Raw genomic sequence first — 11,022 nt, forward strand, 5'->3', positions numbered from 1 at the left:
GCGGTGTGAGCGGCTCGGTGGACCCCTTCACGAGGCCGGGTGACGACAGTCGCCGCAATCTGGCGCGACGCGCCAGCCACGCGTGGCGGATTTCGCCAAGCGCCAACGCGCCGCTTGGTAAGAAGGGCGGAAAACCGTGGGTTCGCGCACTTGGCACGCGCCGTGCAACGTCCCTGGCATCGGTCGGATGATCCGGCCGCAAGCTAGGGAGAAACACCATGACGATCCGTTTCGAGGAACTCCGCCGCGCCGCCCTCTCGATGGTCGCCGCCTTCGCCGTCGCCGCCGTGATGGTCGCCGCCGCCGTGCCCGTCACGCCGATCGCCTGATCCGCCGCATCCATCCTCTCTCCTCAAGGAACCTCATCATGATCCGCAGCCTCTTCCTCGGCGTCGCCGGCTTCGCCACCACCGCCCTGCTGCTCTACGTCGACGCCGTCGCCGCGATCGCCTGATCGCGGCGGCACCGTCCCGCCTCGTGGGTCGTTGGGGCGCGATGCAGGATGACCTCGACCGCTTCGTCCGCGCCCAGGCGGACAGCTACGACAACGCGCTGGCCGAGCTTCGCGCCGGGACCAAGCGCTCCCACTGGATGTGGTACGTCTTTCCGCAGATCGTCGGCCTCGGGCAGAGCGCCATGGCGCGGCGATACGAGATCCGCGACCTGGACCAGGCGCGCGCCTATCTCGCGCACCCGCTCCTCGGCCCCCGCTACGCCGCCGCCGCGGAGGCGCTGCTGCCGCATCGCGACCGTTCGGCGACGTCAATCATGGGGACGATCGACGCGATGAAGCTGCGCTCCTCGCTCACCCTGTTCGACCGCGCCGGCGCGCCGCCGGTCGTCGCCGAGGCGCTGGCCGCCTTCTTCGGCACGCCCGATGCGGAGACGCTGCGGCGGCTCTAGCGGCGCACGTCCAGCCCGCCCTTGAGGAAGGCGTCGATGTCCGCCTGGCGGAAGAGCGACGCGTCGCCGGGCAGCGAGTGCTTCAGTGCCGCGAGCGCGAGGCCGGTGCGCGCCGCCGCATCGATGCCACCGCCCGATTGCAGCCCGTGCAGTACGCCGGCGGCAAAGGCGTCGCCCCCGCCGATGCGGTCGACGATCCCGGCCAGCACCGTCTCCTCGGTCTGTGCCTGATCGTCGCGCGTGTCGATCCGCACCGACAGACGGTTCAAATCGACGTGGTCGACGTGGCGCGCGGTGGAGGCGATCGTGCGTAGCCGCGGGAACCTGGCGAAGGCGGCCTCGGCGGCGGCACGGCGGCGATCCTCGCCATCGCCGCCGAAATCGTCGCGGCCGAGCAGCAGCGCGATGTCGCGATGGTTGCCGAACAGCAGGTCGGCGCAGGCGACGATCCGCGACAGGATGGCGCGCGGGTCGCCGTCCCACCGCTGCCACAGCTTGCCCCGCCAGTTGCCGTCGAAGGAGACGGCGATACCGCGCGCCGCCGCCGCCTCCGCCGCGGCGATCGCGCTCTGCGCCGGCACGGGACCGAGCGCGGGGGTGATGCCCGACAGGTGGAGCCGGTCGACCCCGGCGAGGATCGCGTCCCAGTCCCATGCCGACGCCGGCGCCTCCGCGAAGGAGGACCAGGCCCGGTCGTAGATCACCTCGGTCGCGCGCATCCCCGCGCCCGAGGTGACGAAGTAGAGCCCCATCCGCTCGCCGCCGAGCGCGATGTGCCGCACGTCGACGCCATGCCCGCGCAGCGTCGCGATCGCGGCGCGGCCCAGGTCGTTGTCGGGCACGCGGCTGGCGAAGCCCACGTCGTGGCCGAGCCGCGCGAGCTGCGTCGCGACGTTCGCCTCCGCACCGGCGACCCAGACATCGAGCTTCGGCGTCTGCATCAGCAGCTCGCGCCCGGGCGGCGACAGCCGCAGCATGATCTCGCCGAACGCCAGCAGCCGCGTCATGACCGTCCCTCCTCGTCCACCGCCGCGCGCGGGTCCGCCAGCCTGTCGTACGCCCGCGCCACCGCCTCGCGGAAGCGCGGGTCGGCGGCCAGGGCGGGGGGAAAGACCTGCTCCACGCCCAGCAGCGCGAGCGGATCGTCCCCTCTCGCCAGCGGCAGCAACCGGTCGCGCAGCGGATCGACGAGCGGATCGTCTGCCGCTCGGGACCGGCGCAGGAACCGCATCCACGCCGCGACCGGCCACGCCAGCCGCGCCACGTCCGCCCGCGCCGCCAGCCGGTCGGCCATCGTGCCCAGCAGGCGGATCGGCAGCTTCTGCGACCCGTCCCACGCGATCTGCGCCAGCAGGTGGCGCATCGCCGGGTTGCGGAAGCGCGCGAGGATCGCGGTAACGTAATCGTCGAGCGACTGCCCCTCCAGCGGGTGCAGCGTCGGCGCGATGTCCGCGCGCATCAGCCGCTCGACCAGCGCGGCGAGCGGGGCGTCGGCCATCGCGTCGGCGACCGTCTCGTGCCCGAGCAGGATTCCGAGATAGGCGAGCGTCGAGTGCGCACCGTTCAGCAGCCGCAGTTTCGCCTCCTCGAACGGCGCCACGTCCTGCACGAACTGCACCCCTGCGATACCCAGCGGCGGCCGCTCTCCGGCGAATTCGTCCTCCACCACCCATTGCGCGAACGGCTCGCGCTGGATCGGCCAGGCGTCGATCACGCCGGTCGCCTCCCGCACCGCCGCGCGCAGGCGATCGTCGGTGGCGGGGGTGATCGAATCGACCATGGAGGAGGGGAAGCGCACCTCGCGTTCGATCCAGTCGGCGAGGGCGGGATCGCGCAGGCGGGCGAAGTCGCGCACCGCGCCGCCCAGCAGCCGCCCGTTGCCGGGCAGATTGTCGCAGGAGAGGATCGTCAGCCCGCCCACGTCCGCGTCGCGCCGCGCGGAAAGGCCCGCGACCAGCCAGCCGATCAGCGTCGTCGGTCGTTCCGGCTGCGCCAGGTCCTGCACGATGCCGGGATGCTCGCGGTCCAGCGCGCCGTTCGGATCGAGGCAATAGCCCTTCTCCGTCACCGTGACGGTGACCAGCAGCGTCGTCGGGGCGGCCAGCCGGGCGAGGATCGCCGCGCCGTCGCGCTTCGCGGTCAGCAGCTCGCCCAGCGCGCCGATCACGCGGTGGCGCGGGGGCGAGGCGATCTCCGCCAGCACGTACAGCCCGTCCTGCGGCGCGAGCGCGTCCGCCACCGAGGTGGAGTGCAGCGCCACCGCCGCGATCGACCAGCGGGGATCGCGCGGCAGGATCGCGTCCACGTACGCCGCCTGGTGCGCGCGATGGAAGGCGCCGGGACCGAAATGGACGATGCCGGGGGGCCGCTCGGCGAGCGGATAGGCGGGCCGCGCCACCATATCGGGCAGGCGATCGAGCGTCGCCCGCGACAGTCGCATCCCCTGCGTGTCCGCCATCTCCATGCGCCCGTCGCCCTCCCTCGCGTTGCGCTCGCCTATCATTTGTGCCAGCGCTGGCACAAGCCACATAGGATCGACCATGCGCCCGTTGCAGCTCCATCCCGATCGCCTGTTCCCCGCCGATCCGGCGACGCGCGACATCGCCCGCGCGCTGTACGCGCAGGTCGCCCACCTGCCGATCGTCAGCCCGCACGGCCACACCGACCCGGCATGGTTCGCCACCGACGAGAAGTGGACCAACGCCACCGCGCTGCTGCTGCAACCCGACCATTACGTCTTCCGCATGCTGTACAGCCAGGGCGTGGACCTGGACGCGCTGGCGATCCCGACGCGTACCGGCGTGCCCGCCACCGATCCGCGCGCGGCATGGCGTCTGTTCGCCGAACATTATCACCTGTTCCGCGGCACGCCGTCGCAGCTGTGGCTCGACCACGTCTTCGCCGAGGTGCTCGGGTTCGACGTGGCGCTCGATGGCGACAGCGCCGACCATTATTACGACGCCATCGGCGAGAGACTGGCGAGCGACGCCTTCCGCCCGCGCGCCCTGTTCGAGCGGTTCCGCATCGATTTCCTGGCGACGACCGAGGGCGCGCACGACGACCTTTCGCATCACCGCGCGATCCGCGAGTCGGGCTGGCACGGCCGCGTCGTCACCACCTATCGGCCCGACGGTGTGATCGACGTGGAACACGAGGCGTTCGCCGGCGCGATGGAGCGCTTCGCCGCGCTGACCGGCGAAGACGTGCACAGCTGGCGCGGCTATCTCGCCGCGCACCGCCGCCGCCGCGCCGACTTCCGCGCGCTTGGCGCGACCGCGACCGACCACGGCCATGCCAGCGCGGCCACGGCAAACCTGTCCACCGCTGAATGCGAGACGCTGTTCGCGCGCATCGTCGGCGGCACGTGGGACGCCGCCGACGCGGAACTGTTCCGTGCGCAGATGCTGACCGAGATGGCGAAGATGAGCGTGGAGGACGGCATGGTGATGCAGCTGCATCCCGGCTCCTACCGCAACCACAACGCCCGCCTCTTCGCCAGCCACGGCCGCGACAAGGGTGCGGACATTCCGCTGCCGATCGACTTCGTGCGCGCGCTGAAGCCGATGCTGGACGTGGTCGGCAACGAGCGCGACCTGACGATCATCCTCTTCACGCTGGACGAGGATACGTACACGCGCGAACTGGCGCCGCTGGCGGGCCACTATCCCTGCCTGCGGCTTGGCCCGGCATGGTGGTTCCACGATTCGCCCGAGGGGATGCGCCGCTATCGCGAGATGACGACGGAGACGGCGGGCTTCTACAACACCGTCGGCTTCAACGACGACACGCGCGCGTTCCTGTCGATCCCGGCGCGCCACGACGTCGCGCGCCGCGTCGACTGCGCGTTCCTGGCACGGCTGGTGGCGGAGCATCGGCTGGCCGACTGGGAGGCGGCGGACCTGGCGCAGGAGCTGACCAGCGGGCTGGTGCGCCGCGCCTATCGCGTCGATGCCGCCGCCTGACGCACCGCGCGGCCTCGCCACCATCGGCAACGCGACGATCGGTGACGTCGCGGCGCGCGCGGGCGTGTCGATCCGCACGGTCTCGCGCGTCATCAACGGCTCGCCCAAGGTGAATGCGGAAACGCGCGCGGGGGTGCAGGCGGTGATCGACTCGCTCGGCTTCGCGCCCAGCGCGCGCGCGCAGGCGCTGGCGTCGGGCCGGTCGCGGCTGATCGGGGTGATCCAGGGCGACGCGAACGCTCACGTCCTGTTCCAGGTGCAGAACGGCATCGTCGCCGCATGCGCGCCGTCGCGGCACGAACTGATCGTGCACCCCGCGGCTCTGTCGGGCGAGGCGCTGGTGGCGGACCTGACCGGCTTCGTCCGCCGATCGCGCGTCGACGGCGTGATCGTGCTGTCGCCCACGTCGGAGGACGAGGCGGTCGCCCCCGCGCTGGCGCGGCTGGGCGTGCCCGCGGTCGCGCTCGCCTCCGCCGCGGTACCGGGCTTCGCCGCCACGCTGGTGCCGCGTGACCGCGCGGGCGCCGCGGCGGTGGCGGAGCACCTCCACGCGCTCGGCCATCGCCGCATCGCGCTGGTCGGCGGCCCCGCGGCGCGGCTCTCCTCGCGCGAGCGGGTGGAGGGGTTCCGCGACGCGCTGGGGCGGCGCGGCGCGGCGCTCGACCCGGCGCTGGCGATCGAGGGCGATTACGGCTTCGCGTCCGGCGTGGCGGCGGCGGAGCGGCTGCTGGCCCTGCCCGAGCCGCCGAGCGCGATCTTCTGCTGCAACGACCTGATGGCGGCGGGCGCGCTGAAGGCGGCGGCTCGACGCGGCGTGGCGGTGCCGCGCGACCTCTCGATCGTCGGCTTCGACGGCACCGACCTCGCCGCGATGCTGACGCCCGGCCTCACCACCGTAGACCGCCCCGTCACCGCGATCGCGCGCCGCGCCACCGAGCTGCTGCTGCGGCTGATCGCGGGGGACGAAGTGCCCGCGATCGAGCATTTCGACGTCGCGCTGGTGATGCGCGAATCGACCGGACCGTTGATGCAGCACGACAGTTAACGCTATCACCTCGGTCCTGAGGTGATGGGAGAGCGACATGACGGTAGCGGCGCGACGGATCGGCATCGCCCTGGCGGCGCTCGTCCTGCCTGCGCTGACCGAGGCGCAGACCGCGCGGTTCGAGCGCTTCAGCTATCGCGGCCGCTCGATCGAGCGGGTCGCCGTGCGGCCGGGCGAGTATCGCAACCCGATCCTGTCCGGCTATCACCCCGATCCGTCGGTGATCCGCGTCCGCGACACCTACTATCTCGTCAACTCCTCCTTCGCGCACTTCCCCGGCATCCCGGTCTTCCGCTCGCGCGACCTCGTCTCGTGGGAGCAGATCGGGAACGCGATCGACCGGCCCGAACAGCTCGACTTCGCCGGGCTGCGCACGTCGCAGGCGGTGTTCGCGCCCGCCATTTCGCACCACGACGGCACCTTCTACATCGTCACCACCTGCGTCGGCTGCCGCGGCAATTTCGTCATCACGGCGAAGGATCCGGCGGGGCCGTGGTCGCAGCCGGTGTGGCTGCCGTTCGAGGGCATCGATCCGTCGATCTACTGGGAGGGTGACCGCGCCTTCATCGTCAACAATCGCGCTCCTGCGCAGCCGCCGCGCTACGACGGGCATCGCGCGATCTGGTTGCAGGAATACGACTGGCGCGCCGGGCGGATGACCGGCGAGAGCACGCAGCTGGTCGACGGGGGCGTCGACCTGTCGAAGAAGCCGGTCTGGATCGAGGGGCCGCACCTGCTGCGCCGCGACGGCTTCTACTATCTGACCGCCGCCGAAGGGGGCACCAGCGTCGACCACAGCCAGGTCGTCTTCCGGTCGCGCGCGCTGCGCGGTCCCTACGTGCCTTACGCGGGCAATCCGATCCTGACGCAGCGCGACCTGCCGGCGGACCGACCCAACCCCGTCAGCGCCGCCGGCCACGCGCAACTGGTGGAGACGCAGCGCGGCGACTGGTGGGCCACGTTCCTGGCGACGCGGCCCTATGCCGGGGACGCCTATACGATCGGGCGGGAGACCTTCCTGCTGCCCGTCACCTGGCGCGACGGCTGGCCGCACATTCTGGAGCGCGGGCGCGCGATCCCCTTCGCCCATGCCCGTCCCGCGCTGCCCGCCGCTCCGGCGCCACGGGTGCCGAACGCGGGCGACTTCTCCTACGTCGACGAGTTCGACGGCGCGCGGCTGGCGCGGCAGTGGATCGGCATCCGCACGCCGCGGCGTCCCTTCCACCGGCTGGCGGACGGCGTGCTCGAGCTGACGCCGGGCGCGCCGCTGGGCGACCTGACGGGCGTGCCGGCGTATCTCGCGCGGCGCCAGCAGCACCATGTCGCCACCCTCTCCACCCGCCTGCGCTTCACCCCCGCGACGGAGGGTGCGCGTGCGGGGCTCGCGGCGGTGCAGAGCGACGAATCGTACCTCGTCTTCGGCATCGCGCGCCTTCGCGGGCGCACGATGGTGGCGCTTCACGCGCGTGACAAAGGCGCGGAGACGCTGGTCGCCGCCGCGCCGGTTGCGCCGGACCGGGCGGTGACGCTGACGATCCGCGCCGACGCGGGCCGCTGGAGCTTCGACTATGAGGTCGACGGCCGCCGTCGCACGCTGAAGGCCGGCTTCGACGCCGCGCTGCTGACCACCGGGCGCGCCGGCGGCTTCGTCGGCACGACGATCGGACCCTACGCCGACGGCGGTAGGCGGTGACGCACGGGCGCGGACGTCTTGCCGCGCGGGCCGGCGAGTCGGTGGCGCGCGGGACGGCTTCGACGGTCGCGGGCCGGTTCGAACCCGGTGAAACAAACGAAGCGACCGGTAGACCGGTGGGGGCCGGATGCCTGCACGACTTTGTCCTTCAACCAAGGCGAAGAAAGCGGCCGGTCTTCAGGGAGGCGCGGCTGATACGGGTCGACGCCGCCACACCTCGCGTGAAACTACGCGTCGCGAAAAGTTCCATTACCGCCCACGAAAATCGTGCTTATCTCGTCGTGTGGTGCAAACGACCCATCTTGGGACAAAGATTTACATTTTGTAAATGAGGATGGACTTTCCGGATGGTGCGGTGCAGAAAACGAGCACGTCGATTTGGGTTCAGATTCGAACAGGGGTAAACGATATGCGTATGGGTGTTCTTGCCGCGATGGCGGTTGCGGCGACTGCGGTGCCGGCTGCGGCGGCTCCGGTTATCACGTTCCAGGGCGGCGTTGGGGGCAACGCGGCGGGCACAAAGGTCATCCAGAACTTCGACAGCCTGAAGGCCGGCAGCTCGATCGGCAATTTTGCCTTCGCCTATGGCAGCACCAACGAGAGGGGCATCCGTCCGGCCTTCGGCAGCACGGGCAATTTCGGCGCAGCGCTGGGTGGGGGTACCTACTCGATCAACTTCAATCCGGCGACCAACTTCTCGTTCGTGCTGGGCTCGCTGGACCAGTACAACCTGCTGATCCTGAAGCTAGAAGGCAACAAGGAAGTGCGGCTTTGGGGCAACCAGATCATCGGTGGCGCTGCGTACGTGATGGGTAGCGCCACGTCGCCGCTCAGCAATGGTCTGGTCAGCTTCAACGCCGGCAACGGGCCGCTGTTCGTCGGTGCCACGTTCATGTCGGAGACCAACTCGTTCGAGTTCGACAACATCGCCGCGGGCGTGCCCGAGCCGGCGACTTGGGCGCTGATGATCCTGGGCTTCGGCGCGATCGGTGGCGCGATGCGTCGCCGCAAGGCGCAGGGCTCGCTCGCGACCGCCTGATCGCTGTCGCTTCGATGCGATGAAGAGCCGTCGGCCGAGAGGCCGGCGGCTCTTTCGCATTACGGACGCTGTGCGCGGACCGTCTTTCGATGAGGGCCGGTGCGTCGCAGCGAGCGGATCCAGGCGGTCCGAATCGCCTCGTCGCTCTTTCGGCGAACCTCGTGGCTGAGCCCGTGCCGCGCTGCGGAACGATCGCGAGGATGTCGCACTCCGTCGCCGGAGTCCCGTCGGCCCGGCCCCGGCCCACGCCGACGCGCTTCGGCCCGGCCGAACCGCGTCTAGCCCGGTTGCATCGTTGACGATGGCCCTGCCGCCCCGCGCGCCGCGACGCGCCGGGAGGTGAAATGGTCGCGGATCTCGGCTTCGGGCAGCGCGTCATTCTTGACCGCGTGGATGATGCCGTAGCCGCGCCGCTCCAGTTCGTCCGGGGGGAAGGGGAGGCCGATGTACTTCACGCCGAACACGCCGCCCTCATCGACGTCGTCGAGGAAGCCGTGGCCGACCGCGCGGACGTGCAGCCCGTTCATGACGTCCTCGGGCAGGTCGATCGTCTGCCACAAGGCGGCGTGGTCGAGCCAACCGTCCGCCGCCATCGCGCGCAGCGTCCGCCCGGCGATGGCATAGCCGCCGCCGAGGCAATGCTCCCCGGCGACGTAACCGTGGCGGCGCGCGGCGCGAACGAGCGCGCGAACGTGCCGCATGGCGTCGGCCGGGGCGGGGGCGGGGCGGCGCAGCAGTGCGTGCAGGGCGGGATGGCGCGCCAGCGCACGGATCGGCCGCCCGTGATGCGACCAGTCGCGCCGCCCGCCGCCCGGCGAGCGCGCATAGGCCCCCGCCATCCCCACGTCCGGATGCCGTTCGAACAGCGCGGCGACGCGATCGGAGAAGGGCGCGATGACCAGCGAATCGGTGTCGAACTTCAGCGCGAAGCTGACGTCCAGGTGGCGCGCGACCCAGGCGAATCCCGTCATCACCGGCGCGCAGACGCCGATCCCCTTGCGGAACGTGCGCACGGCCGTGCGGCGGTGGGGCAGGACGACCGCGCGCAGCGTGTCGGGAACGGGCAGGTCCTCGACCCCGCGCGGCTCCGGCACGTCGTCGACGATCACCAGCGTGCCGCGGTGCGGTTCGTGATGGGCGAGCGCGTCGATCATGTCGCGCAGCCGCGCCACCTCGCGGTCACCGGGCCCGACCGGCATCACGGCGGCGAAGAGAGGGGCGTCGCGCATGGTGGGAACCCTGGAAAGTAAGCCGACAATGGCTCGGCGTATCAGGTAAGCCGATCCCGCGGCAGGCCCTTTCGCGGCGCTGGCACTCGGGTGCCGCCGGCGTTAGGAGGCGGCTCTCCCGTCCACAATCCGGCGATCCGCATGCAGCAGGCCCGCGTCGCGTGGTTCATCATGGTGCACCACAAGCCCGATCAGCTCGCCTGGCTGCTCAACGCGCTGTCCGACCCCGCGGACACGATCATCGTCCACGTCGACCTGAAGTCGCGACTCGGGTTGAAGCGCGACCGCCGGGGGTTGATGAAGGCGGTGCGGGCCCTCTGCGCGGGCCGTCCCAACGTCCGCTTCCTGCGCTCTCGCTTCACCAACTGGGGTGGCTGGTCGCTGTCGCGCACCCTGCTCGACGCGATGCGGCTGGCGCTGCGCGTCGACGCGGGGTGGACGCATTTCGTCAACCTCAGCGGACAATGCTATCCGCTGAAGCCGCTGGAGCGGATCCGCCGCGAAATGGCGGAGGCGCAGGACGCCGTGATGGTGGAGATGCGGCCGTTCGACAGCCTGCCGCCGGACGACTGGCACCTCAACTGGCACCCGATGCTGGAACTCCCGGTGCGGGCGCTGAAACTGCCCGGACGGCGGCGTCCGCCGCGCGATTTCGCGCTGACGCACAAGGGATCGCAGTGGGTGGTGCTGCCGCGCGCGTTCTGCACCTGGGCAGTGGACGCGCCGCTGACCCGGCGGGTGTCGGCCTATCTGCGCCACCTGCTGCTCAGCGACGAGCTGGTCGTGCAGGCGCTCGCGCTCAACGGGCCGTTCCGCGATCGCATCCGCCCGTACCGGCGCCACATCGTGTGGCCGGGCCCCAGGACGCTGACGCTGGAGGACCTGCCCGCGATCGAGGAGGGCGATGCCTGGTTCGGCCGCAAGTTCGACCTGTCGGTCGACGTGGGCGTGCTCGACGCGCTGGCGGCGGAGATCGGCGCACCTCCCGGTCCGCGTCCTGTCCCGGAACGGGACGATTCGCGCTAATCGGTTGAACCTGTTGCGGTAACGATAAGCGGACTAGGACGTTCAGGCGTGGAAGCGGCGGACGGGAGACCGATCCGCCCCCGGAACGACGAACGACGCTCAAACAGCGACAAGTCGATGCTGCA

Annotated in this window: 9 protein-coding genes; 6 read left to right on the forward strand and 3 right to left on the reverse strand. The window is 71.1% G+C overall.

Features of this window, described 5'->3' with window-relative positions; all coding sequences use genetic code 11:
• Nucleotides 1-495 precede the first annotated feature (495 nt).
• Complete coding sequence (locus HBH26_RS03530) at nucleotides 496-903, forward strand: DUF1810 domain-containing protein (protein ID WP_168133222.1); 408 nt, start codon at nucleotides 496-498, stop codon at nucleotides 901-903.
• Here HBH26_RS03530 and HBH26_RS03535 read toward each other — a convergent pair.
• The gene (locus HBH26_RS03535) at nucleotides 900-1,910 is read right to left on the reverse strand and encodes a sugar kinase (RefSeq protein ID WP_168133223.1); all 1,011 of its coding nucleotides are present in this window, start codon (nucleotides 1,908-1,910) and stop codon (nucleotides 900-902) included. The genes HBH26_RS03530 and HBH26_RS03535 overlap by 4 nt on opposite strands.
• On the reverse strand, nucleotides 1,907-3,406 hold the full coding sequence (locus HBH26_RS03540; RefSeq protein WP_239024542.1) for a mannitol dehydrogenase family protein: 1,500 nt from the start codon (nucleotides 3,404-3,406) through the stop codon (nucleotides 1,907-1,909). The genes HBH26_RS03535 and HBH26_RS03540 overlap by 4 nt, the downstream gene beginning before the upstream one ends.
• A 37-nt stretch (nucleotides 3,407-3,443) precedes the next feature.
• Here HBH26_RS03540 and uxaC point away from each other — a divergent pair, with 37 nt between their 5' ends.
• From uxaC to HBH26_RS03560, 4 genes are all read left to right on the forward strand, one after another.
• Nucleotides 3,444-4,865 carry a glucuronate isomerase gene (uxaC, locus tag HBH26_RS03545; RefSeq protein WP_168133224.1) on the forward strand — a complete coding sequence of 474 codons (1,422 nt, stop codon included), beginning with the start codon at nucleotides 3,444-3,446 and terminating at the stop codon, nucleotides 4,863-4,865.
• Nucleotides 4,852-5,910 (forward strand): LacI family DNA-binding transcriptional regulator, encoded by a 1,059-nt coding sequence (locus HBH26_RS03550; protein ID WP_168133225.1) that lies wholly within the window; start codon nucleotides 4,852-4,854, stop codon nucleotides 5,908-5,910. Before uxaC ends, HBH26_RS03550 begins: the two co-directional genes overlap by 14 nt.
• A 37-nt stretch (nucleotides 5,911-5,947) precedes the next feature.
• The gene (locus tag HBH26_RS03555; RefSeq protein WP_168133226.1) at nucleotides 5,948-7,603 is read left to right on the forward strand and encodes a glycoside hydrolase family 43 protein; all 1,656 of its coding nucleotides are present in this window, start codon (nucleotides 5,948-5,950) and stop codon (nucleotides 7,601-7,603) included.
• 328 nt (nucleotides 7,604-7,931) lie between these two features.
• Nucleotides 7,932-8,642, forward strand: a complete 711-nt coding sequence (locus tag HBH26_RS03560) for a PEPxxWA-CTERM sorting domain-containing protein (RefSeq protein WP_239024543.1) — start codon at nucleotides 7,932-7,934, stop codon at nucleotides 8,640-8,642.
• Between the two features lie 278 nt (nucleotides 8,643-8,920).
• Here HBH26_RS03560 and HBH26_RS03565 read toward each other — a convergent pair whose 3' ends face one another.
• Nucleotides 8,921-9,871 (reverse strand): hypothetical protein, encoded by a 951-nt coding sequence (locus tag HBH26_RS03565; protein WP_168133227.1) that lies wholly within the window; start codon nucleotides 9,869-9,871, stop codon nucleotides 8,921-8,923.
• Between the two features lie 141 nt (nucleotides 9,872-10,012).
• Here HBH26_RS03565 and HBH26_RS03570 point away from each other — a divergent pair, with 141 nt between their 5' ends.
• Nucleotides 10,013-10,897, forward strand: a complete 885-nt coding sequence (locus HBH26_RS03570) for a beta-1,6-N-acetylglucosaminyltransferase (RefSeq protein WP_168133228.1) — start codon at nucleotides 10,013-10,015, stop codon at nucleotides 10,895-10,897.
• The last annotated feature ends 125 nt before the right edge of the window (nucleotides 10,898-11,022 follow it).

The organism is Sphingomonas corticis, from assembly GCF_012035195.1.
In the GTDB taxonomy this organism is placed as follows: domain Bacteria; phylum Pseudomonadota; class Alphaproteobacteria; order Sphingomonadales; family Sphingomonadaceae; genus Sphingomonas; species Sphingomonas corticis.